Below are 23759 nucleotides of genomic sequence, written 5' to 3'. Positions count from 1 at the left end.
TTAAAAATTATGTATTTGATTAAAAAAATAAATATTTTACATAAAAAAATAAAATTATTAAAAATACAAAAACACACCATAGGATTAGTACCTACCATGGGTAACTTACATGATGGTCATATGAAGTTAATTGCATTATCAAAAAAACATGCAACCATCACTGTTGTAACTATATTTGTTAATCCTATGCAATTTAATAATCCATTAGATTTAAAAAAATACCCTAAAACGTTTGAACAAGACTTTAATATATTAAAAAATCTAGGTGTTCATATTCTATTTTTTCCTAATCTAATAGAAATGTATCCAAATAATATGAAAAATCATACATTTATTGATGTTCCTAAATTTTCTAAAATTATCGAAGGAAAATCAAGACCTGGTCATTTTAAAGGTGTGGCAACAATAGTGTCAAAATTGTTTAATATAATACAACCAAATTATGCCTTTTTTGGAGAAAAAGATTATCAACAATTACTCATTGTAAAAACATTAGTAAAAGAACTAAATTATATGATAAAAATAATAAGTTTACCTACTGTCAGATTAAAAAACGGACTAGCTTTAAGCTCTAGAAATAACAGATTAACCGATCAAGAAAAAAAAATAGCGCCTAATTTATATTATATTATTCAAAAAACATCAGAAAAAATTAAAAAAATAGGATTGCATGATAAAGAAAACATCGTTTATATAGCTAAACAATTTTTAATAAAACAAGGTTTTTTTATAGATATATTTGACATTTTTGATTATAAAACTTTACGCATTGCATCTAAAAAAAACAAAAAAATCATTATTCTTGCATCTGTGTGGTTAGGATTAACTCGTTTAATTGATAATAAAATACTGTTTTTAAAAGACTAGATGTTTTATTTTTCAAAAATGACTTTTCCTATATATGGTAAATAACGATATGATTGAGAATAATCAATACCATAACCGACAACAAAATCATCTAAGATAGAAAAACCAATAAAATCAACACTAATATTCACTTCACGACATTCTGGTTTGTCTAAAAGAGTACAAATTGATAACGATTTTGGTTTTCTGAGTTTTAAAATATCTAAAACTTTATTTAATGTTTTTCCTGAATCAATAATATCTTCTACAATTAAAACATGTTTATTATAAATATCTTCATCTAAATCTTTGATAATTTTGACATCACCACTAGACACAGTTCCTCTTCCGTAACTAGAAGTAGTCATAAAATCAATTTCATGCTTAATTTTAATTCTGCGACATAAATCGGCAACAAAAACAAACGAACCACGTAATAATGCTATCAATATCATCTTATTTTTACTTTTTTTATATTTTTTAGTAATTTCTCTACCTAATTCTCTAACACGAACATCTAATTGCTTTTCAGAAATGATTACTTGAATAATATGCTTCATAATATGCAAAAAAAATCTTTAATGTATGTAAATTGAATTAATGTGAATTAAATTATATTAAACTTTGCAAAGATTATATTTTCTTTACTAAAAACTTCTACAGTATAGTAAATAACTAAATTTACAATATGCAAATAAAAAATTAAATATTATTTTTTAACTATTGCGCTAATAATGTTCATTATGTTATAAAAATTAGTTCAATAAAAATATTAATGTCTATTTTCACTGCTTAAATAGAAAAATATTCTAATTATTAAAATAAGTCATACTGTAGCAATAAGATAATATATCTCAAAAAACTATCTTCAAATAAAGAACGAGATTTTTATGATATAAATCTAAGGAAGAACAAAATTATGAAATTATTAAAATTTGGTGGTACTTCACTGGCTAATGCAGAAAAATTTTTACATGTGTCTGAAATTATAGAAAAAAAAAATCGTTTTGAGCAAACTGCCGTAGTACTTTCAGCACCAGCAAAAATTACTAATAATTTAGTTGCTATCACAGAAAACACTGCTAAAAAAGAGATAGCATTAAACATTGTTGATGCGACTAAATTAGCATTCGTTGAATTAGTAAAAAACATTTCAAAAATACAACCTAATTTCAATTATTTAAAAATAATAGAAATTATTAAAGAAGAATTTAATAAATTAAAAAGTATAATACATGATATTGTGTGTGTAAAATATTGTCCTAATAGTATTCATGCTATCATTGTTTCTCGTGGCGAAATACTGTCAGTTGAAATCATGAAAAGCATATTAAAAGCTAAAAATTATACAATTACTGTTATAAATCCTGTTGAAAAAATTTTTTCTATAGGTGATTATTTAGATTCCACTGTCAATATAGCTGAATCTAAAAAAAGAATTAGCGCTATGCTTATTAATAATAAAGATATTATTTTAATGGCTGGATTCATAGCAGGTAATGAAAAAAAAGAACTAGTAGTACTAGGAAGAAATGGTTCAGATTATTCTGCTGCAGTATTGGCAGTTTGTTTAAACGCAAAATGTTGTGAAATTTGGACTGATGTTGATGGTGTGTTTACATGTGATCCAAAAATAGTTTCTAATGCTCTTTTACTAGAATCAATATCGTATCAAGAAGCAATGGAATTATCTTATTTTGGAGCTAAAGTGCTTCATCCTAGAACTATTGAACCAATTGCGCAATTTAAAATTCCATGCATTATTAAAAATACTAACAATATAAAATCTCATGGTACTTCGATTTACTTAAACCATGATTCTAAAAAAAATTATTTAAAAGGTGTAACCCATCTCGATGATATAGTAATGTTGAACATATCAGGATATGATATGAAAAACATCAACAATATTACACCGAGAGTATTTAATATCATATCAAAAAGCAAAGTAAAAATCATATTAATCACTCAATCTTCTTCTGAAAATAAGATTAATCTTTGTATGTTAGAAAACAAAAAAAACATTTTTTTAGACTATTTAAAAAAAGAATTTCAATTAGAATTGAAAGAAGGATTATTAAATCCATTTCGAATTAAAAAAAATTTGTCTATTCTTTCTGTGATTGGTTCTGACATTTATAAAAAACATAACATTGCATCTAAAATTTTTTCTTCTTTAGGATCCGCTAAGATAAACGTTCTTGCTATTGCGCAAGGTTCATCAAAACATTCGATATCTATTGTTGTTGAACAAAAAAACATTCTCAACGCGATCAAAAATGTTCATGAAGAACTATTTTTTAACAACAAAACTATTCATGTTTTTTTAATTGGAATCGGTGGCGTCGGTAATGCGTTATTAGAACAAATATCACAACAAGAACAATTCTTAAAAAAACAAAATATAAATATTAAAGTTTGTCTTATTGCTAATTCTAAAAAAATGTTGATTATGAAAAACGCAATAGATTTATCAAATTGGAAAAATCATTTTCAACAATCAAATCATATATTTAATTTAAAATTATTTAAGCAAACAATTAAAAAATATCAGTTTTTAAATGCAGTAATTATAGATTGTACATCCGATCAATTATTATCTGAACAATATACACATTTTTTAAAAAATCAATATCATATTGTTACTTCTAATAAAAAAGCAAATACTGCAACATGGGAATACTATCAAGAAATACGTGATACCGCTAGAAAAAATAATAAAAAATTTCTATATGAAACTAATGTTGGAGCTGGATTACCAATCATAAAAACAGTGCAAAACTTATTTAAAACAGGCGATCATCTGATTCGTTTTCAAGGCATACTATCTGGATCTTTATCCTTTATTTTTGGAAGATTAGAAGAGGGTATATTATTGTCACAAGCTACTAAAGAGGCTAAAAAATTAGGATTTACTGAACCAAATCCATTTGATGACTTATCAGGAATAGATGTTGCCAGAAAATTATTAATTTTAGCACGAGAAGCTGGATATTCAATAGAACTAAAAGATATCAAAATTGAAAATTTATTACCTAAACCAATTGAAAACAAAGAAGATATAAATAAATTTTTACTAGAATTAGAAAAATTAGACTCGTATTTTTTAAAACGAGTAAAAACAGCACATGATTCTGGATGTGTATTAAGATTTATTGGAACAATAGAACAAACAGGAAAATGCTTTATAAAAATTGAAGAAGTGGGTATTAACCATCCTTTATACAAAGTTAAAAACGGTGAAAATGCATTTGCGTTTTATACAAAATATTATAAATCGATTCCTCTTGTTTTAAGAGGTTATGGAGCAGGTAATAATGTGACAGCATCTGGAGTATTTTCTGACTTACTACATACACTATCATAATCGTCAGGAACATAACAATAATGATTAAAATCTATGCACCTGCTTCTATTGGTAACGTTGGAGTAGGCTTTGATATTTTAGGTGCTGCAATTCAACCTATAAATGGATCTTTTTTAGGAGATCTAATAACGATTAAATCATCAAAAGAATTCGAATTAATTAATAAAGGTATTTTTGCTGACAGGTTACCTGAAAACACTAAAGAAAACATTGTTTGGAAATGCTGGTCAAAATTTTGTCAAATTACAAAAAAAAATATTGCAGTATCCATTATTCTTGAAAAAAACATGCCAATCGGATCAGGATTAGGTTCTAGCGCATGTTCAGTTGTTGCGACATTGGTTGCACTCAATGAGTTTTGCAATAACCCTTTAAATAAAAAAGATTTATTATTGCTAATGGGACAGATAGAAGGTGAAATTTCAGGCAGTGTACATTACGATAATGTTGCTCCTTCCTATCTTGGAGGACTGCAATTAATATTAGAAGATAAAAAAATCATAAGCCAAAAAATACCTAGTTTTAAAAACTGGTTTTGGATTATAGCTTGGCCAGGAATTAAAGTTTCTACAGCTCAAGCGAGACAAATTTTACCCAACACATATAGCAAAGAAATTTGCATTAAAAACAGTCGTTATCTTTCAGGTTTTATTCATGCATCATATAGTCAACAACCTATTTTAGCCGCACGATTAATGCAAGATTTTATAGCAGAACCTTATCGCATTAAACTCTTGCCAAATTTTTTAAAAACTAAAAAAATAATAAAATCAATAGGGGCTATCAGTTTCGGTATATCAGGATCCGGTCCTACTGTTTTTGCTGTCGCTAACAATATTACAATCGCAAAAGAAATATCATATTGGTTAAAAAATAATTATCTACAAAATAAAACAGGATTTGTTCATATTTGTGTTTTAGACTTACATGGTGCACGTAAGATAGGATGAAAAATGAGACTTTATAACTTAAAAAATCACGATGAAGAAGTAAATTTTGAAACAGCAGTAAAATTAGGTCTAGGACAACAACAAGGATTATTTTTTCCAGTAAAATTACCTGTAATAAAACTAAAAGACTTATCAGAAATATTAAAAATGGACTTTATTACTCGCAGTACTGAAATACTTTCTAAATTCATTTATAATGAAATATCTAAAGAACAACTATATATACATGTAAAAAAAGCTTTTTCATTTAAATATCCATTACTTAAATCAATCACAAAAACAATAAGCTGTTTTGAATTATTTCATGGCCCTACATTAGCATTCAAAGATTTTGGTGCGCGTTTTATGGCGCAAATGATTTTCTCAATGAATAAAAATAACGATTTAGTCACGATTTTAACTGCTACGTCTGGTGATACCGGCGCTGCAGTAGCACACGCTTTTTACGGTATGAAAAATGTGCGAGTTGTAATTTTATACCCAAAAGGGAAAATTAGCGCATTGCAAGAAAAACTTTTTTGCACTCTTGGAAAAAATATTAAAACTATATCTATTAATGGAAGTTTTGATGATTGTCAAAAATTAGTTAAAGAAGCATTTAATGATAAAAAACTAAAAAATTCTATAGGATTAAATTCTGCTAATTCCATTAATATCAGTAGATTATTAGCACAAATATGTTATTATTTTGAAGCATTTTCTTTGCTTCCAAAAGAAAAAAGAAACAATTTAGTCATAGCGGTACCTTGTGGTAACTTTGGTAATTTAACAGCAGGATTACTTGCTAAATCTCTTGGCTTACCAATTAAATCATTCATAGCATGTACGAATAGCAATGATACAGTACCAAGATTTCTTCAGAATGGTCAATGGCAACCCAAAAAAACAGTATCTACAATTTCTAATGCTATGGACATTAGTCAACCTAATAATTGGCCTAGAATACAAGAACTATTTCAAAGAAAAAAATGGAATTTAAAAGAACTAAGGTTTGGCAGCGTATCAGATGAAGTAACAAAAAACACATTACAAGAATTATTTGAATTGGGTTATGTTTCTGAACCACATGCAGCAATAGCATACAGAATATTAAAAAATCAACTGAAAAAAGATGAATTTGGATTATTTTTAGGTACTGCACATCCTGCAAAATTTAAAAATACTGTAGAACAAATATTAAATAATAACATTGTCTTACCTCAGGAACTAAAAAATACAATTAATTTACCATTTTTATCGCATAACATGAATCCTGATTTTAAAAAATTAAAACAATTTTTAATAAAAGAATAAACAAAAAAATAGAGAGGATCAATGATTTTCCTCTCTAAAAGACTTTAATGTACAATGATTATTGTTAAACATTAAATAAAAAATGTGCAACATCTCCATCTTCTATTATGTAGTTTTTTCCTTCTGTTTTAAATTTTCCCATTTCTTTAATTTTTACTTCACTCTTATACTTAATGAAATCGTTATATTTAATAATATTCACTCTAATAAAACCCTTACTAAAATCAGTATGTATCTTACGAGCCGCTTCCAGACTAGTGCTACCATTCAAAATAGGCCAAGCGCGAACTTCTTTAACACCAGCAGTAAAAAAAGTAATTAAATTTAACAATTTATACCCAGACGTAACAATACTTTTCAAACCCAAATTTTTGATATTAAATGCTTTCATAAAAGATATTTGTTCTCTAATATGCATCTTGATTAAATCTAATTCTAAATTTGCAAAAATAGGAATAACTATTGAATTGTCTTTAGAAGCTATTTTTTTTAATTGTGTTAAAAAAACACGCGATGCTGTTTTTTCATTAATGTTAGCTATATACATAGTAGGTTTTAAAGTTAAAAAATTTAAATAACTAACAATTTTTTGTTCATCTAAATTTAGACCAAGATTTTTTAACATCAAACATTTTTTTAAATGATTAAGACATTTTTGTAAAATATTTATTTTATTTTCTATATTTTTATCATTCAAATTACATTTTTTTTGTAATGTTGATAACGCTTTTTCACATAATTCAAAATCGGATAATATCAGTTCAGTATTAATAATATCTACATCTTTTTCAGGGTTGACTTCATTATAAATATGAGTGATATTATCTTCTTTAAAACAGCGAACAACATGAGCAATAGCTTGAGTTTGCCTTATATTGCTTAAGAATTGATTTCCTAATCCCTCTCCCTTAGACGCGCCTTGAACCAAACCTGCAATATCGACAAATTCTATAGATGCATGTACAATTTTTTTTGCAGAAAGAATATTTGCGATATTATCAAGACGCTCATCAAAAACTGAAACAATACCTAAATTTGGTTGAATAGTACAAAATGGAAAGTTAGCAACTGCTGAATGTCCTTTAGTTAAAAGATTAAATAAAGTGGATTTTCCAACATTAGGCAATCCTATTATACCACATTTAAAACCCATTTTTGTATACCTTAAATATGGAAAGAGTTTTTATAAAAATTAAGTTTTTAAAATTACTGAATGGATCACGACTTCTATAGCTTCTAAAATAGATTTTTTAATGCATGTTTTTTCTATCTTACTTGGTGGTGATAATACAAAAGAAGAAATGTCATTTTTATTAATAGGACGACCAATACCAATTCTACATCGATAAAAATTAATTTTTTTTTTAAATACAGTAATAACGTTTCTTAAACCATTATGACCATTATGACCATAACTATATTTTAATTTACTGATTCCAAAATTTAATTCTAAATCATCATGTGCAATTAATATTTCATTTAAATTAATGTTATAAAACGAAGCTATTTTCAAAACTGCTTGTCCATTTATATTCATAAAAATATTTGGAACAAACAATCTAATATCATTAGACTCTACTTTAAAATGAGCGGTAAAACCAAAAAATTTCCTTTCTTCTTTTAAAATTGTGCAATAACGTTGAGCTAAACTATAAACAAACCAAGAACCTACATTATGACGTGTCGCATGATATTGAAATTTTGGATTAGATAATCCTACTATCATTTTAATGATACTCAAAAAAATATCCTTTAAATAAAACAATTATTTTCATTTTTAACCACTAATTAAAAACATATAATATGCATTATATGTTTTTAAGAATGCATTATTGTTACTAATTAATATTTTATATACTAGTAAAATTAACTATTTTGTAAAAGTTCTGAAACAACTTCCCAATTAACAACGTTCCAAAATGCATTAATATAATCTAAACGTCTATTTTGATATTTTAAATAATACGCATGCTCCCAAACATCTAAACCAAGAATAGGAAAACCATATTTTTTAGATGTAGATTCTTCCATTAACGGATGATCTTGATTAATAGTCGACACAATTGATAGTACACTATTTTTCTTGATTAACCATATCCAACCAGATCCAAAATGATTAAGAGCAACTTCTTCAAATTGCTTTTTAAACAGATCAAAACTGCCAAATTGTTTTTCTATTTCTATTTTTAAATCACTTGTTACAACAATCCCTAACTTTAATGTTTTCCAAAAAAAACTATGGTTTACATGTCCTCCTAAATTATTTTTTAATAAAACTTTATTATCTATAACAATTTCGTTAAAAATAGAAATTAATTCATCAGTAGATAAATCAGAAAAAGTAGTATTTTTTAAAATAGTATTGGTATTATTAATATAGTTTTGATGATGTTTAGTATGATGTATTTCCATAGTTTTTTCATCAAAAAAAGGTTCTAGAGCATTGTATGCATAAGGCAAGATAGGTAGACTGTAACTCATTTAAGTTTCCTTATATATTAATGATAAAAATTATTAAATTTTAAATTACAAATTTAATCTTTAAAAAAAAATTAAAAATATAGTACACTAATTAAATGATTAGTAACAACTATTATACATGTTAAATTTATATTTAAATTTTTGATTATAAAAAATATAACATATTTTTTGGTCGTTCTAATTAATAAAATTTTAAAATATATATTTATATAATATGTTTAATTTATCATGTTTTTAAAATATATATTAAATTTAAAAAACATAACTCGATTAAACAGAAAGATTTTTATAAAACTGAGATTTTGATGTCTACAAATAAAGAGTTCAATTTATTAAGTGATCGATTTCGTACTTTTTATCCTGTTGTTGTGGATATCGAAACAGCAGGATTTAATGCCAAAACTGATGCATTATTAGAAATTGCCATAATAACATTAAAAATGGATGCATTAGGATGGTTACATAAAGAAGAAACATTACATTTTCACATTCAACCTTTTAAAGGTTCTGTTATCAATTCTGATGCAATCGCTTTTAACAAAATTGATCCTTTTAATCCATTACGTGGCGCTATTAGCGAAGAAGTAGCAATCAATTCAATACTAGATTTAGTTAATAAGGGTATGAAAATACAAGGTTGCACAAAGAGTATTGTCGTCGCACATAATGCTAATTTTGATCATAATTTTTTAATGTCTGCAATACAGAGAGCAAACGTAAAAAACAACCCGTTTCATCCTTTTGTAACATTTGATACAGCTGCATTGAGTGGTTTAGTATTAGGACAAACTGTTTTAGCTAAAGCATGCAAAGCTATAGGTTTAACATTCGATAATAATCAGGCTCATTCAGCTCTTTATGATACTTTACAGACTGCAAATCTTTTTTGTGAATTAGTAAATCGTTGGAAACGTTTGGGCGGTTGGCCTTTAAAAAAAATAAAAAAAAAAAATAACATATGTTGTCATATCAAACTAATATGACATATTGAATAATAAAGAAAGTATAATTATCATTCATATGATGTCATATTAGATGACTAAATATTGCTATATTTACATTTTTATAATTCTTTTTTATATTTTTTTACAGTATTCAATATTAATTTTTTTAAAGAACCATTTTCTAACATGTCTAAAATAATACTACAACCACCAACTAATTGACCATCTACCCATAATTGTGGAAAGGTTGGCCAATTTGCATATTTTGGTAATTCGTTTCTAATATCTGTATTTTCTAAGACATCTACGTAAGCAAATTTTTCACCAAAAGATGATAATGCTTGCACTGCTTGCGCAGAAAAACCACAACTAGGAGATTGCGGAGTTCCTTTCATATATATTAAAATCATATTTTCTTTAATTTGTTTTTTTATTTTTTCAATAGTGTTCATATTTAGTATTTCCTTTAAAATGTTGTATTATGATAATTTTAAAATATATTTATTAATAATCAATAGACAAGTCTTTTATTATTTGTAATAATAATTTAAAAAATAAGGGGCTGTTTTTGGATTTGACAAAATTATCCACATAATAAAGTGCATGCCGAGGGACGGTTTGCCTCGATAAAAACCGTAAAAAAATAGTTGCAAAAAATAATCAAAACTACGCTTTAGCCGCTTAAAAAACTGTTTAAAGCCTTTCCTCCTGATTCTTTTCTCTTGAAAAAGGAAATCGGAAAGTCATATTTTAAGAGAACAACATGAAAATCGTGCTTGATCGATTTCATGCGTAATTCTAGTTCAAGCTATATACCTAAAATCGTTTTTTCATATTAGGTAATGAACGTAAAAATAGAAAAAACTAAGCATGTAGTACTTTGTTCTCGTAGAAATTTTGGACGCGGGTTCAAATCCCGCCAGCTCCAAAAAAATATTTTAAAAAAACACAAACAATTAATTATTGAACTTCAATATTAAAAACTTTTTCATCTTTAAAATATAAATTTAACAATTGCTTTTGCGTAAAATTTTTAGAATCTTGATTGTAAAAATAATAATGATATACGTCATTGAAAGAATCAGAAATAATAGGCTCACCAAGAATATAAATAATTTGTTTCTTTGTCATTCCAATATAATTGCGATTCAAATCATTTTTTGTCAAACATAACGCTTCAACATTATAAGCATCATATGATTTTTTATTTAATATTGTACAGCCAGAAAGAAAAATTAATATCAATAATATGTTCCTATAATTATTCATAACATGCCCTATTTTTTAAAAAAACATGATCATTAAAACTCAATGAGTTGAACTAATCAAACAATTAATATGTTGTATTAATTTAAAAACATTTTTTATACCAATCTAATTTTGCAGTTAAAGTTTTGAAGTAATCATAATTTTTAGGATGTATCAGGTTTAAAACAGAATCACTACGACGAATGATGACGTACTCACCTTGTCGAACATTCAAAAAAATTTGACTATCGCAACTAATTTTTAAATTTTTTTCAAGATTAGAAAATCTCAAGCAAATTGTACTATCATTATGAATAACTAAAGGACGTGTAGATAAGGTATGTGGAAACATCGGAACCAAAAGAATAGCATTTAAAGAAGTAGCTACAATTGGACCACCAGCAGATAATGCATAACCAGTAGAACCAGTTGGAGTAGAAATAATTAATCCATCTGCACGTTGAGAAAACGCAAATTTTTCATCAATATATACTTCAAATTCTATCATATGAGATAAATTTTTTGTATGCAAAACTACTTCATTGATTGCTATATTAGATTGAGAAATGTTTTTTTTTCGACATACCCGTACATCCAACAAAAATCGATTTTCTAATATATATTCTCCAGATAAAACTTCTGATAATGCTGTTAATCCATTCTCAGGACTTAAGTCGGTAAGAAAGCCTAAATTTCCTCTATTGATTCCAATAATTTTAATATTATAGAATGATAGAATACGTGCAGCACACAATAAATTTCCATCACCCCCTATAATGATTGCCAAATCGCAAAATTTTCCGATTTCTGTTAACGTTGCAGTATCAGCATTATGTAATTTTAATGTTTTAGCAATAGTTTGTTCGATAAAAACTTTATAACCATGTTTTATCAACCATTTATAAAGTATTTTATGTGTGATTAAAGAGCTTTCATGACGTGGATATCCAACAATACCAATACAAGTAAAGTGTAGCTTCATTACATCAACATTCCAAAAAAAAATAATATATTATATTATAATATAAAAAAAGCTTGAAAGATCAATTATAGACCTTATATTAAATTCATATTTAAAAATATTGCAAAGGCTATCATTCATGAAAAATGACGATCAAATTAACAATCACGTGATTAAAGAAAAAATAGATAACACAAATAACACAATTCAAGATTTAAAAATGAAAATACTATGCAATGAAAAAAAAATTCAAGAAATTAAGCTGCGAAATTTAGCTAATATAGATAATTTTAAAAAAAATATAGAAAAAACAACCAATGAAATAAAAATAAATAATACTGAAATTTTTTTTCAAAAAATAATTCCTATTATTGATTCTCTTGAAGAGATTTTAACATTATTTGATACATCTCAAGAACAACATAAACCTTTAATCGAGGGCATACAGTTAACTTTGCAATCTTTTTTAAACACTATAACTAAGTTTGGAGTACATCTTGAAGGAAAAAAAAACGAAGAATTTAATTCTACAATTCACGACGCTGTTTTATATGAAAAATCTTCAGAAATAACACCAAATCATGTTATTTTTGTAAATAAAAAAGGATATACATTAAACAAAACTGTCTTAAGAAAAGCACGCGTAACCATTGCTAAAAAATAATATTGAGTTCTATATATTAGAAAAAATGCAATCATACTTATCTTTTGAAAGTTTCAAAATTTTTCCATAGTGTTTCATTTAGACTGCATAAACCAATCAATTGGCTTTATTTTATTTTGAATCAACAGTTTATTGGTCTTAGAAAAGTGCTTGCAACCAAAAAAACCTCGATGTACTGATAATGGAGAAGGATGAGAAGTTTTTAAAATAAAATGATTATTTGTATTAATAAATTTTTCTTTTTTTTGAGCTTGTTTTCCCCAAAGTAAAAAAACAACAGAACGCTTATATAAATTAATCATAGAAATAACTTTATCGGTAAAAATATTCCATCCTATCTTATTATGAGAGTTGGGCTTTTTGGATTCTACTGTTAAAATAGTGTTTAACAAAAAAACACCCTGATTTGCCCAATTTTTAAGACATCCATGCTGAAATGCATGTTGTTTTTTAAAATCGTCATTTAATTCTTTATATATATTTTTTAAAGAAGCTGGTATAGTACAACCCTTAGAAACAGAAAAAGATAGGCCATGGGCCTGATTTTGAGAAAAATATGGATCTTGACCAAGAATAACAACTTTAATATTATGAAATTTTGTCAACAAAAAAGCGTTAAAAATATCTTTTTGCTTTGGATAAATCACTTTTTTCAAACGTTCTTGTGCAAGGAATTTCATTATATCGATAAAATATTTTTTTTTTCTCAAGATATAATAAATCTGACCAAGATAATTTTTTTTTCATATGACATTGTCCATTACTTAAAAAGTTTAAAAAATCAGTTAATTTTTATTTTATAAATTTTTTCTATCAAAAGAACATGTTTCATTATATCTTACTTTTGTTAAGAATACATATTTTAGTATATTAATTGAATATAAAATAATAGGAAAAAAAATGGTTTTAGTAACACAAAGCGCACCAAATTTTATAGCTCCAGCAATTTTGGAAAACAATGAAATTATACAGGAATTTGATTTTAAAAAATATTCCAAAAATAAAAAAATAATATTATTTTTCTGGCCTATGGATTTTACTTTTGTTTGTCCATCAGAAATTATAGAATTAAGTAAAAGTTATATAGAATTTAAAAAAAGAAATGTTAGAATTGTTGGTATTTCTATAGATAGTGTGTTTGTTCATCAAGCATGGAAGAACACATCACCTAAAAATGGAGGTATCGGAAAAATCAATTTTCCTATGATTTCTGATATCAAGAGAGATATTCAAAAAGCTTATGGTATCGAACATCCGGTTCTTGGTGTAGCCTTAAGGGCATCATTTTTAATCGATTCAAAGGGGATCATTCGTCATCAAATAGTTAATGATCTGCCATTTGGAAGAAGTATTGAAGAAATAATAAGAATGGTTGATGCCATTAATTTTCATGAAGAGCACGGAGAAGTTTGTCCTGCTAATTGGAAAAAAGGTCAAGATGGTATGAAACCCTCTTTAGAAGGCGTATCTAAATATTTAAGTCAACGTTATTAAACAAAACTAAAGTCAGCAAAAAATATTTTATGCTGGCTTTATTTTTTATTTTATCAAAAATATGTATTATATTTAAACAATATATGCAATTTAGTTTAAATAAAATTATCATCGTTGTGATCTATTTCATCAAAATTTTCATAATTATCTGAAGCATATGTATGTGTTTCTGGTTCGGTAGTTTCATAATCTACAAAATGATCATGCTGTTCATCTGATGGATATTCATGATCATGATTGATGACAGATGATTCATGATGATTAATTGTATCAATAACCTCTTCTTCCGGCTTTGAATGACTAAAAACATTCATTAACATATTTCCCAAAATCATCCCACCTGCTACACCTGTAGCAGTTTGTAAAGCATTACTAAGAAAACTACTATTTCTAGTGATTGTCGGTGTTTGTTGTACAACAGGTGAAGATATATTTGGATTAATACGATCAGATTGTAGGCGTGTATCATTTTTCCATACGTTGTCATCTAAAGATTTATTTTCAGAAGAAGAATTACTTTTAAAAAAGTTTGATAAAAAACTTGTTTTTTTGCTAGTATTATGATTTTTTAATTCTTCAATGCGTTTTTTTAATTCTTCTATTTGTATGCTCATTTTTTTTATGGCTGTTTCTTGAATTAAGATTGTTTGAGTCATATAATAAGAAGAAAAGGGTTGTGTCTTTACTAATTTTTGAATTAATTCATCTGCTTGATCATCTCTTTCATTAGAATGTAATTCAGTATTTTTTAAGCGATGAAATAAACCTTCTATTAATTTTTTTTCTTGATCTTCCATATAACACCTCATTTTAAGAACAAATTAATTAATAAGTCGTATATCATGAAATTATAAATATTTTTAAAAAAAATTATAATACTTTCGTTAAAAATAAACAATATGTAAAAAAATTTTATTAAAAAATTTATTTTTTAATAAAGATATATTGTTTATGATAATAGTTTTCTTTGGATGCATCAAATAGATGAATTATGTTATAATTTTTTCTTAATTTTATTATTGCAATATCAATAGAGATGATAGTCTTATGACAGACCCTGAACGAAATATTGTGCAAATTAATATTGAAGAAGAGTTAAAACGTTCTTATTTAGACTATGCAATGTCTGTAATAGTTGGAAGAGCCCTTCCTGACGTAAGAGATGGATTAAAACCTGTTCATCGAAGAATCTTGTTTGCAATGCACGTATTAAATAATAATTGGAATAAAGCATATAAAAAATCAGCTCGAGTAGTAGGTGATGTTATCGGAAAATATCATCCACATGGAGATTCAGCAGTATATGATGCTATAGTTCGTATGGCTCAAAAATTTTCATTACGCTATACACTTATTGATGGTCAAGGAAATTTTGGATCTATAGATGGAGATTCCGCAGCTGCGATGAGATATACAGAAGTGCGAATGTCGAAAATCGCTCATGAACTGCTAAATGATTTAGAAAAAAATACTGTTCAATTTATACCAAATTATGATGGCACAGAATATATACCAGAAATTCTTCCTTCAAAAATCCCTAATCTTTTAATAAACGGTTCTTCTGGCATTGCAGTAGGCATGGCTACAAATATTCCACCTCATAATTTATCTGAAGTTATTGATGGTTGCTTGGCGTATATAAAAAACAACGACATTACTTTAGAAGAATTAATACAATATATACCCGGTCCAGATTTTCCAACGGCTGGTATAATTAATGGAAAAAGAGGAATTGAAGAAGCGTATCGTACGGGAAAAGGGAAAATTTATATTAGAGCTAACAATCTTATTGAACACAATAAAAAAAGCAAAAAAAAATCTATTGTGTTTACTGAATTACCCTATCAGGTTAATAAATCACGTTTAATTGAAAAAATAGCTGATTTAGTGAGAGAAAAAAAGATTGATGGTATTACAGCTTTACGTGACGAATCAGATAAAGACGGTATGAGAATTGTAATTGAAATAAAAAAAGAAATTATGTCAGAAATTATTTTAAATCAATTATACTCCTTGACCCCATTGCAAATTTCTTTTGGCATAAATATGGTAGCATTGTGTCATGGAAAACCAAAAACTTTATCTTTAAAAGAAATCTTAAAAAATTTTGTATCTCACAGAAAAGAAATTATTAAACGACGTAGCTTATTTGAACTAAAAAAAGCCTGTGATCGCATTCATATTTTAGAAGGATTAAACCTTGCTTTAATAAATATTGATTTAATTATTAATTTGATAAAATTTTCAAAAAACTCAACAGATGCAAAAAATTTAATGATGCAACAAGAATGGAGCTCGATAATAAAAAACAACTCTATCTCTTGTAATAATGAAAAAATTTTTTTTACTGAAAAACAAGTACAAGCTATTTTAGAACTGCGTTTAAATAAATTAACTACTTTAGAAAAAAATAATATTATTGACGAGAGAAACGAGCTAATAGAAAAAAAAGAAGAACTAAATAACATTCTTCAGAACAAAAATCGCATGCTAAGCGTAATAAAAGAAGAATTATTGTTCTTAAAAAAGACATTTAAAGATCCAAGAAAAACAAAAATTATTGACGGTTACACTGATATTAATATTGAAGATCTAATTACTCAAGAAGATGTTGTAGTTACTTTATCTCATTCTGGATATGTAAAATATCAACCTATTTCTGATTATAATGCTCAAAGACGTGGTGGTAAAGGCAAATCAGCAGTAAAAATCAAAGAAGAAGATTTTATAGAAAGTTTAGTCATTGCCAATACACACGATACTATATTATGTTTTTCTAGTCGTGGTCTTTTATATTCGATGAAAGTATACCAATTACCTGAATCAAGTAGACATGCTAAAGGCAAACCTATAGTCAACTTATTACCTTTAACTAATAAAGAAAGAATTACAGCAATACTACCGGTACACGAATATAAAGATAATCTTAATATTTTTATGGCTACTTCTAACGGAATAGTAAAAAAAAGCGCTTTAAGTCAATTTAAAAAACCTCGATGTTCAGGGATAATTGCTATTAATTTACATTCTAACGATGAATTAATTGGAGTTTCTTTAACTAATGGAAACAATCATATTATGTTATTTACACAAAACGGAAAAGTAGTTCAGTTTTTAGAGAATAGTGTTAGAACTATGGGCAGAACAGCATCTGGCGTTAAAGGTATAAAAATCAAAAAAAATGATAAAGTAGTCTCTCTCATTGTACCAAATAACAAAGGAAGTATTTTAATTGCAACAAAAAACGGTTACGGAAAGCGCACAAAAATAAATGATTTTCCTATTAAATCAAGAGCCACTCAAGGTGTAATATCAATCAAAATTACTACAAAAAATGGTAAAATAATTGGCGCACTTCAAGTATTAGACAAAGATCAAATTATGATGATTACTAATGCGGGAACACTAGTTAGAATAAGAGTATCTGAAGTCGGTGTATTAGGCAGAAATACACAAGGCGTGATACTAATTAGAACAGCGAAAAATGAAAAAGTTGTAGCTTTACAAAAAATTGTAGAATCTATATAAAAATTTTTTAATTACAACAATAAAAAATCAATATTTTTAACACTATACCTTTTCAATCTTTTAAAAATAAGTCAAAAATTAATATGGACAATAGCATTTTTGTTATTAAACGTAATGGGAAAAAAGAACCAATCAATTTAGAGAAAATACATAAAGTATTGAATTGGGCTGCTGAAGGATTAAGTGACGTATCTGTTTCTCAAGTGGAGTTACGTTCTAGAATTCAATTCTATAATAATATTACTACTATTAATATTCATGAAACAATTATTAAAGCTGCTGCTGATTTAATTTCAAAAGAAACACCAGACTATCAATATATGGCTGCAAGATTAGCTATTTTTCATCTAAGAAAAAAAGCTTATGGTAAATTTGAACCTCCAAGTTTATATGAACATGTAAAAAAAATCGTGTTTTTAGGAAAATATGATCATAATTTATTAAAAAATTATTCTTATGAAGAATTTTCACAAATGAATACTTTTATTGATCATTGGAGAGATATGAATTTTTCATATGCAGCAGTTAAACAACTTGAAGGAAAATATCTCATACAAAATCGAATTACTGGAAAAATCTATGAAAGTGCACAGTTTTTATATATTTTAATATCTGCATGTTTATTTGCTAAATATCCAAAAAACACTCGAATGAATTATATTTATAGATTTTATAATGCGATTTCAACATTTAAAATCTCATTACCAACTCCAATTATGTCAGGAGTAAGAACACCGACACGTCAATTTAGTTCTTGTGTTTTAATTGAATGTGACGATAATCTTGATTCTATTAATGCAACCAGCAGTGCTATTGTAAAATATGTTTCGCAACGTGCAGGCATTGGTATTAATGCTGGAAAAATTCGCGCTATTGGGAGTCCCATTCGAAATGGAGAAGCATTTCATACTGGATGCATTCCGTTTTATAAATATTTTCAAAGTGCAGTAAAATCCTGTTCTCAAGGTGGCGTAAGAGGTGGAGCTGCAACAATTTTTTATCCGATATGGCATTTAGAAATTGAAAACTTATTAGTGTTAAAAAACAATCGGGGAGTTGAAGATAATAGAGTACGTCATGTAGACTATGCAGTGCAAATTAATCAATTAATGTATGAACGATTGTTATCAGGAAAAAGTATTACATTGTTTAGTCCATCTGATGTGCCAAAATTATATGAAACATTTTTTTCTAATCAAAAAGCATTTAAAAAAATATATATACAATATGAACATGACAAAAACATCAGAAAAAAAAGTATTAAAGCATTAGATTTATTTTCGTTAATGATGCAAGAAAGAACTTCTACTGGACGTATTTATATACAACATGTAGATCATTGTAACGCACATAGTCCATTTAATTCAACAATAGCACCAATAAAACAATCTAATTTATGTTTAGAGATTACACTTCCAACTAAACCATTGCTTAATCTGCATGATACCAATGGAGAAATTGCACTCTGCACACTATGTGCTTTTAATCTAGGAAAGATTAATGACTTGAATGACTTTCAAGAATTGTCTATACTAGCTGTAAGAGCATTAGATGAAATATTAGAATATCAAAATTATCCTATAGTATCAGCAAAACACTCATCTATTTCAAGACGATCTTTAGGAATAGGAGTTATTAATTTCGCATACTTTTTAGCTAAAAACAAAGTACGTTATTCAGATGGCAGTGCAAATAACTTAACACATAGAACTTTTGAAGCAATGCAATATTATTTAATACAGGCATCTTGCCAACTAGCTAAAGAAAAAGGCGCTTGCTCTTCATTTCATGAAACCAACTATTATTTAGGAAAATTACCTATAGACACATACAAAAAATACATTGATGAAATATGCCAAGAACCGTTGCATTTAGATTGGAACGCATTACGCCATAAAATTAAAAAATACGGTTTAAGAAACTCCACATTATCAGCTCTAATGCCTTCAGAAACATCTTCACAAATATCTAATGCAACTAATGGTATTGAACCACCAAGAGGATTCGTTAGTATCAAAGTATCAAAAGATGGAATATTACGTCAAGTGGTGCCAAATTATAAAAAATTAAAATCTCAATATGAACTACTTTGGGATATACCAAATAATGTAGGATATTTGCAATTAGCTGGAATTATGCAAAAATTTATTGATCAAGCGATTTCAACAAATACTCATTATGATCCTAAGAGATTCTCAAATAACAAAATACCCATGAAGCAATTGCTTTATGATTTACTATTATCATATAAATTGGGTCTAAAAACATTATATTATCAAAACGTTCGAGATGGCACTAAAGATGATCAAAACATTGTAGTTGATATAGCAGAAAATATTTGTGACAGTGGTTCATGTGTTATATAAGACATATTTACACATTCATAAATATTTTACTAAAATAATAAATACATTATGAGGTATAATATATGTCTTATACAATTTTTTCAAAAAAAAAAAATAATCAACTAAAAGAACCAATGTTTTTTGGACAACCTGTAAATATTGCTAGATACGATCAACAAAAATACAATATATTTGAAAAGTTGATTGAAAAACAATTATCTTTTTTTTGGAGACCAGAAGAAATAGATCTTTCAAGAGATAGAATTGATTATCAAAATTTACCCGATAATGAAAAACATATTTTTATAAGCAATTTAAAATATCAAACATTGCTAGATTCTATTCAAGGTAGAAGTCCTAATGTAGCGTTTTTACCGATTATTTCTATTCCTGAATTAGAAACATGGATCGAAACTTGGTCTTTTTCAGAAACTATTCATTCACGTTCTTATACGCATATTATTAGAAATATTGTTAATTCACCATCATTAATATTTGATGATATCATTTCAAATAAACATATTAATGATAGAGCGCAAAATATTTCTATTTATTATGATGAATTAATAAATTATACTAGTTATTGGCACTTATTAGGAGAAGGGGAACATATCATTAATGAAAATAAAATTAATATTAATTTAAATACATTAAAAAAAAAATTATATTTATGTTTAATTAGCGTTAACGTGTTAGAAGCTATTAGATTTTATGTTAGTTTTGCTTGTTCCTTTGCTTTTGCAGAAAGAGAATTAATGGAAGGAAATGCAAAAATTATAAGATTAATTGCAAGAGATGAAGCATTACATTTAACTGGTACACAACATATTTTAAATCTTATAAGTAATATGAATGATACAGAATTAATGTCTAAAATTGTTTTAGAATGTAAAGAAGAGGCTATAAAAATATTCATTTCAGCGGCAGAACAAGAAAAAAAGTGGGCTGAATATTTATTTCAAAATGGATCTATGTTAGGATTAAATAAAGATATTATTTGTCAATATATAGAATATATTACAAACATTCGCATGTATTCTATAGGTTTAAAAATGCCTTTTGAAAAAACATCAAATCCTATTCCTTGGATTAATTCTTGGTTAACTTCAGATTATGTGCAAACAGCACCTCAAGAAACTGAAATCAGTTCTTATTTAGTAGGACAAATCGATTCAGAAGTCTCACATGATGAATTCAAAAAATTTAAATTATAAAATTATTCATCCTATAGTTTTTATAATCAATTTAAAAAAAAAAATTATATATAGAAAGAAACAAAACTCATTGTTATTTTTTTTAGAATGGAATAACATTCCAATAGAATACCAATGTAGATCTGGTTATTGCGGCATGTGTCGAGTGAAACTTATTAAAGGAAAAATACTGTATTCAATAAAACAGCCTATGGCTGCTTTATTGAGAAATCAAGAAATTCTGTCATGTTGCTGCATACCTGATGGCAACATTTCAATAAAAATATAAACAAATCATATTTTTATATAGCTTGAATTGATGTCAGCGCAATAGTATATATTATATCTTCTACTGAAGCTCCTCGAGATAAATCGTTAACTGGCTTTTTTAAGCCTTGTAAAATTGGACCTATAGCAAAAGTATTTGCAGATCTTTGCACTGCTTTATATGCTATATTTCCAGCATTTAAATCTGGAAATATAAATATATTTGCACTACCCAAAATAGGTGAATCAGGAGCTTTTAGTTTACATACTGTTTTGGAGACAGCAGCATCATACTGAATGGGTCCATCTATTATTACATTAGGTTTTTTATTTTTAACAATTCTAGTTGCTGTTCTTATTTTATCTACTGTACTTCCAGATCCAGAAAAACCAGTAGAATAAGATAACATCGCTATTCGTGGTTCTATTCCAAATATTTCTAATAAACGTGAGCTTTGAAGCGCTATTTCTGCTAATTCTTCTGCATTAGGATTAATGTTAATAGCGCAGTCAGAATAAATTAAAACTTCATCATGCAATAACATAAATAAGCTCGATGATACTAATGAAGAATGATTATCAGTTTTAATTAATTGTAATGCGGGACGTATTGTATCAGCAGTCGTATTAACAGATCCAGAAACTAATCCGTCTACTGCATTTGATTCAAGTATTAAAGTAGCTAAAGTAATGTTATTTTCTAGTTGTTTTCTTGCAAAATGTTGATCTATAACCTTATGTTTTCTTAATTCTAAAAAACGTTTGATGTATTTTTCTCTAATTGAATCAGGATTGATAATTTCAATATTATCTTGTAAAAAAATATTATGATGATTCGCTATAGAATAAATCTTCTTTGCATCTCCTAATAGAACACATTGTGCAATATTATTCTCCTGACATATAGAAACTGCTTGCAATATTCTAATTTCATATGATTCAGGTAGTATAATACGCTTATTTTTTTTTCTTGACAATAATTTTAAATTATAACAAAACTCTTTTGGAGAGTATTTAATACCATAAGTAAACTTTTTTTTTGCAGTAATATAAAACAAATCAAAAAAACTACAAATATACTCTTTTAAAGCACTAACATACTCTATGTTGTTTAATTTTTCATGAAAAGTAAAATTCTGCAATTGAGTTAAAATTTCAATGGTATTTTTTTTTGTAATAGAAAACTCAATGTTTTGTTCTATTAATGTTTTACATAAAAAAATCACTTTTTCTTTAGATAAAGAAGTACTCGTTAATATAATGGCAATAATTTTTTTTTTGTTGGCATTTACAATATGAAGCATTTTTATAAAATCTTTCAAACGACTAAAAGCAACAATCACAAAAATATTAGAAGAGTTTTTATTAAATAAATTGATATCATTTTCATCAAATATCATTATCTCTTTAACAATGTTTTTATATTTTTTTTCTAAATGAATTAGTTCAACATTTAAATACTTGTAAATATCTATTGAATATATTTCTTGGATATTTTTATTCCAAGGAATGCTGGCAATAATTGGAAATGGTACATTTCTGAATATTTTTTCATGATCAACTAACGTTATTATGTTTTTGTTAATATTATTGATAATCTTTAACTTTTTTATAAAACTATATTTTTTTTCAATCAAAGGAGAATTTATTTTATTAAAAATAATACCTAAAACATTTTTATATTTTTTTCTTTTTGTGAGGCATTTGATTTTTTTTACTTTTTCTTGAACATTTTGAAAAGAATATTTTTTTAGATTATCTAAAAAAATTACTTCTGCGCTTACATTTTGTGAAATATCATGGTTTATTTCTGTAGCATCAACATGAAAACATTGTTGTATACCTTCAATTAAAATCAATTCATATAAAGCTTTATTTTTATAAATGTTTTCAATTGTTTTATTTAGTAAAGAAAAATATTCAGAAGAATTTAAAATTTCTTGAGAAAAATCTATGTTTTTTAAAAAATGTACAAATTTTGAACAATGTTTCTTGAGAAAAATAAACATACTGTCATGAGTATTGTTTACACAAGAAAAATATAATATGGATTTTTTCGGAGCACTATAAAATATTTTTTCTTTAAAAAAATAAATCAAACTTAAACTAATAGTGCTGATGCCTACATTATTATCTAAAGGAATTAACATTATTACACGCGACATAATTATCCTAAAT

The 23759-nt window shown here is 26.4% G+C and carries 20 protein-coding genes, 1 other RNA gene and 1 pseudogene; 12 read left to right on the top strand and 10 right to left on the bottom strand.

All coding sequences use genetic code 11. From position 1 onward, the window contains the following. Positions 1-9: 9 nt before the first annotated feature. Positions 10-867 (top strand): pantoate--beta-alanine ligase, encoded by an 858-nt coding sequence (gene panC / locus D9V69_RS00975; RefSeq protein WP_158356480.1) that lies wholly within the window; start codon positions 10-12, stop codon positions 865-867. Positions 868-872: 5 nt separating this feature from the next. On the opposite strand, the gene hpt is transcribed toward panC, so the two are convergent. Further along, positions 873-1406, bottom strand: coding sequence for a hypoxanthine phosphoribosyltransferase (hpt, locus tag D9V69_RS00970; RefSeq protein ID WP_158356479.1), 534 nt, complete (start codon positions 1404-1406; stop codon positions 873-875). 359 nt (positions 1407-1765) lie between these two features. Between hpt and thrA the strand changes: the two genes are divergently transcribed. The 3 genes from thrA to thrC are packed head-to-tail and all read left to right on the top strand — an operon-like array spanning position 1766 to position 6456. Further along, positions 1766-4213 carry a bifunctional aspartate kinase/homoserine dehydrogenase I gene (gene thrA, locus D9V69_RS00965; RefSeq protein WP_158356478.1) on the top strand — a complete coding sequence of 816 codons (2448 nt, stop codon included), beginning with the start codon at positions 1766-1768 and terminating at the stop codon, positions 4211-4213. A gap of 20 nt (positions 4214-4233) precedes the next feature. Then, positions 4234-5163, top strand: a complete 930-nt coding sequence (thrB, locus tag D9V69_RS00960; protein ID WP_158356477.1) for a homoserine kinase — start codon at positions 4234-4236, stop codon at positions 5161-5163. 3 nt (positions 5164-5166) lie between these two features. Continuing rightward, the gene (gene thrC, locus D9V69_RS00955; protein ID WP_158356476.1) at positions 5167-6456 is read left to right on the top strand and encodes a threonine synthase; all 1290 of its coding nucleotides are present in this window, start codon (positions 5167-5169) and stop codon (positions 6454-6456) included. 64 nt (positions 6457-6520) lie between these two features. Here thrC and ychF read toward each other — a convergent pair whose 3' ends face one another. The 3 genes from ychF to D9V69_RS00940 form a co-directional block, all read right to left on the bottom strand. Continuing rightward, on the bottom strand, positions 6521-7609 hold the full coding sequence (gene ychF, locus D9V69_RS00950; protein ID WP_158356475.1) for a redox-regulated ATPase YchF: 1089 nt from the start codon (positions 7607-7609) through the stop codon (positions 6521-6523). A gap of 39 nt (positions 7610-7648) precedes the next feature. Beyond that, positions 7649-8182, bottom strand: a complete 534-nt coding sequence (gene pth, locus D9V69_RS00945; protein ID WP_158356847.1) for an aminoacyl-tRNA hydrolase — start codon at positions 8180-8182, stop codon at positions 7649-7651. Between the two features lie 140 nt (positions 8183-8322). After that, positions 8323-8937, bottom strand: coding sequence for a Fe-Mn family superoxide dismutase (locus D9V69_RS00940; RefSeq protein WP_158356474.1), 615 nt, complete (start codon positions 8935-8937; stop codon positions 8323-8325). Positions 8938-9242: 305 nt separating this feature from the next. Here D9V69_RS00940 and rnt point away from each other — a divergent pair, with 305 nt between their 5' ends. After that, positions 9243-9920 carry a ribonuclease T gene (gene rnt, locus D9V69_RS00935; RefSeq protein ID WP_158356473.1) on the top strand — a complete coding sequence of 226 codons (678 nt, stop codon included), beginning with the start codon at positions 9243-9245 and terminating at the stop codon, positions 9918-9920. A gap of 80 nt (positions 9921-10000) precedes the next feature. On the opposite strand, the gene grxD is transcribed toward rnt, so the two are convergent. Further along, entirely contained in the window at positions 10001-10333 is a 333-nt protein-coding gene (gene grxD, locus D9V69_RS00930) for a Grx4 family monothiol glutaredoxin (protein ID WP_158356472.1), read from the bottom strand. Between the two features lie 106 nt (positions 10334-10439). On the opposite strand from grxD, the gene ssrA reads away from it, so the two are divergent. Then, positions 10440-10810: a transfer-messenger RNA gene (gene ssrA / locus D9V69_RS00925) on the top strand. A gap of 31 nt (positions 10811-10841) precedes the next feature. Here the strand turns inward: ssrA and D9V69_RS00920 are convergent. Both D9V69_RS00920 and nadK read right to left on the bottom strand, forming a co-directional pair. Continuing rightward, positions 10842-11150 carry an outer membrane protein assembly factor BamE gene (locus D9V69_RS00920; RefSeq protein ID WP_158356471.1) on the bottom strand — a complete coding sequence of 103 codons (309 nt, stop codon included), beginning with the start codon at positions 11148-11150 and terminating at the stop codon, positions 10842-10844. An 82-nt stretch (positions 11151-11232) separates the two neighbouring features. Beyond that, the gene (nadK, locus tag D9V69_RS00915) at positions 11233-12111 is read right to left on the bottom strand and encodes an NAD(+) kinase (RefSeq protein WP_158356470.1); all 879 of its coding nucleotides are present in this window, start codon (positions 12109-12111) and stop codon (positions 11233-11235) included. Positions 12112-12229: 118 nt separating this feature from the next. On the opposite strand from nadK, the gene D9V69_RS00910 reads away from it, so the two are divergent. Beyond that, entirely contained in the window at positions 12230-12754 is a 525-nt protein-coding gene (locus D9V69_RS00910; RefSeq protein WP_158356469.1) for a nucleotide exchange factor GrpE, read from the top strand. 74 nt (positions 12755-12828) lie between these two features. Here the strand turns inward: D9V69_RS00910 and ung are convergent. Continuing rightward, a pseudogene (gene ung, locus D9V69_RS00905) lies at positions 12829-13501 on the bottom strand (uracil-DNA glycosylase). Between the two features lie 153 nt (positions 13502-13654). On the opposite strand from ung, the gene D9V69_RS00900 reads away from it, so the two are divergent. After that, positions 13655-14248, top strand: a complete 594-nt coding sequence (locus tag D9V69_RS00900; RefSeq protein WP_158356467.1) for a peroxiredoxin — start codon at positions 13655-13657, stop codon at positions 14246-14248. A gap of 95 nt (positions 14249-14343) precedes the next feature. On the opposite strand, the gene D9V69_RS00895 is transcribed toward D9V69_RS00900, so the two are convergent. Then, positions 14344-15045, bottom strand: a complete 702-nt coding sequence (locus D9V69_RS00895; protein ID WP_158356466.1) for a DUF2076 domain-containing protein — start codon at positions 15043-15045, stop codon at positions 14344-14346. Positions 15046-15295: 250 nt separating this feature from the next. Between D9V69_RS00895 and gyrA the strand changes: the two genes are divergently transcribed. The 4 genes from gyrA to yfaE all read left to right on the top strand — a co-directional run bounded on the left by gyrA (position 15296) and on the right by yfaE (position 21603). Continuing rightward, a complete protein-coding gene (gene gyrA, locus D9V69_RS00890; protein WP_158356465.1) occupies positions 15296-17776 on the top strand; it encodes a DNA topoisomerase (ATP-hydrolyzing) subunit A in 2481 nt (826 codons plus the stop codon). A gap of 83 nt (positions 17777-17859) precedes the next feature. Continuing rightward, on the top strand, positions 17860-20142 hold the full coding sequence (nrdA, locus tag D9V69_RS00885; RefSeq protein WP_158356464.1) for a class 1a ribonucleoside-diphosphate reductase subunit alpha: 2283 nt from the start codon (positions 17860-17862) through the stop codon (positions 20140-20142). A 62-nt stretch (positions 20143-20204) separates the two neighbouring features. Next, positions 20205-21335 carry a class Ia ribonucleoside-diphosphate reductase subunit beta gene (gene nrdB, locus D9V69_RS00880; RefSeq protein ID WP_158356463.1) on the top strand — a complete coding sequence of 377 codons (1131 nt, stop codon included), beginning with the start codon at positions 20205-20207 and terminating at the stop codon, positions 21333-21335. After that, positions 21310-21603, top strand: a complete 294-nt coding sequence (yfaE, locus tag D9V69_RS00875; protein ID WP_410051805.1) for a class I ribonucleotide reductase maintenance protein YfaE — start codon at positions 21310-21312, stop codon at positions 21601-21603. Before nrdB ends, yfaE begins: the two co-directional genes overlap by 26 nt. 13 nt (positions 21604-21616) lie before the next feature. Here yfaE and pta read toward each other — a convergent pair whose 3' ends face one another. Continuing rightward, positions 21617-23746 (bottom strand): phosphate acetyltransferase, encoded by a 2130-nt coding sequence (gene pta / locus D9V69_RS00870; RefSeq protein ID WP_158356462.1) that lies wholly within the window; start codon positions 23744-23746, stop codon positions 21617-21619. Between the last annotated feature and the right edge of the window lie 13 nt (positions 23747-23759).

The sequence above is a fragment of the Buchnera aphidicola (Hyadaphis tataricae) genome (genome assembly GCF_005081445.1).
Lineage (GTDB): Bacteria > Pseudomonadota > Gammaproteobacteria > Enterobacterales > Enterobacteriaceae > Buchnera > Buchnera aphidicola_AE.
Note: the sequence above shows the minus strand (reverse complement) of the source record. Positions and strands in the feature narration are given on the sequence as shown.

What these genes read in the sequence shown, in the direction of transcription:
- panC (WP_158356480.1), top strand. Translation starts at nt 10, where the DNA reads ATGTATTTGATTAAAAAAATAAATATTTTACATAAAAAAATAAAATTA.
- hpt (WP_158356479.1), bottom strand. Translation starts at nt 1,406, where the DNA reads ATGAAGCATATTATTCAAGTAATCATTTCTGAAAAGCAATTAGATGTT.
- thrA (WP_158356478.1), top strand. Translation starts at nt 1,766, where the DNA reads ATGAAATTATTAAAATTTGGTGGTACTTCACTGGCTAATGCAGAAAAA.
- thrB (WP_158356477.1), top strand. Translation starts at nt 4,234, where the DNA reads ATGATTAAAATCTATGCACCTGCTTCTATTGGTAACGTTGGAGTAGGC.
- thrC (WP_158356476.1), top strand. Translation starts at nt 5,167, where the DNA reads ATGAGACTTTATAACTTAAAAAATCACGATGAAGAAGTAAATTTTGAA.
- ychF (WP_158356475.1), bottom strand. Translation starts at nt 7,609, where the DNA reads ATGGGTTTTAAATGTGGTATAATAGGATTGCCTAATGTTGGAAAATCC.
- pth (WP_158356847.1), bottom strand. Translation starts at nt 8,182, where the DNA reads ATGATAGTAGGATTATCTAATCCAAAATTTCAATATCATGCGACACGT.
- D9V69_RS00940 (WP_158356474.1), bottom strand. Translation starts at nt 8,937, where the DNA reads ATGAGTTACAGTCTACCTATCTTGCCTTATGCATACAATGCTCTAGAA.
- rnt (WP_158356473.1), top strand. Translation starts at nt 9,243, where the DNA reads ATGTCTACAAATAAAGAGTTCAATTTATTAAGTGATCGATTTCGTACT.
- grxD (WP_158356472.1), bottom strand. Translation starts at nt 10,333, where the DNA reads ATGAACACTATTGAAAAAATAAAAAAACAAATTAAAGAAAATATGATT.
- D9V69_RS00920 (WP_158356471.1), bottom strand. Translation starts at nt 11,150, where the DNA reads ATGAATAATTATAGGAACATATTATTGATATTAATTTTTCTTTCTGGC.
- nadK (WP_158356470.1), bottom strand. Translation starts at nt 12,111, where the DNA reads ATGAAGCTACACTTTACTTGTATTGGTATTGTTGGATATCCACGTCAT.
- D9V69_RS00910 (WP_158356469.1), top strand. Translation starts at nt 12,230, where the DNA reads ATGAAAAATGACGATCAAATTAACAATCACGTGATTAAAGAAAAAATA.
- D9V69_RS00900 (WP_158356467.1), top strand. Translation starts at nt 13,655, where the DNA reads ATGGTTTTAGTAACACAAAGCGCACCAAATTTTATAGCTCCAGCAATT.
- D9V69_RS00895 (WP_158356466.1), bottom strand. Translation starts at nt 15,045, where the DNA reads ATGGAAGATCAAGAAAAAAAATTAATAGAAGGTTTATTTCATCGCTTA.
- gyrA (WP_158356465.1), top strand. Translation starts at nt 15,296, where the DNA reads ATGACAGACCCTGAACGAAATATTGTGCAAATTAATATTGAAGAAGAG.
- nrdA (WP_158356464.1), top strand. Translation starts at nt 17,860, where the DNA reads ATGGACAATAGCATTTTTGTTATTAAACGTAATGGGAAAAAAGAACCA.
- nrdB (WP_158356463.1), top strand. Translation starts at nt 20,205, where the DNA reads ATGTCTTATACAATTTTTTCAAAAAAAAAAAATAATCAACTAAAAGAA.
- yfaE (WP_410051805.1), top strand. Translation starts at nt 21,310, where the DNA reads ATGAATTCAAAAAATTTAAATTATAAAATTATTCATCCTATAGTTTTT.
- pta (WP_158356462.1), bottom strand. Translation starts at nt 23,746, where the DNA reads ATGTCGCGTGTAATAATGTTAATTCCTTTAGATAATAATGTAGGCATC.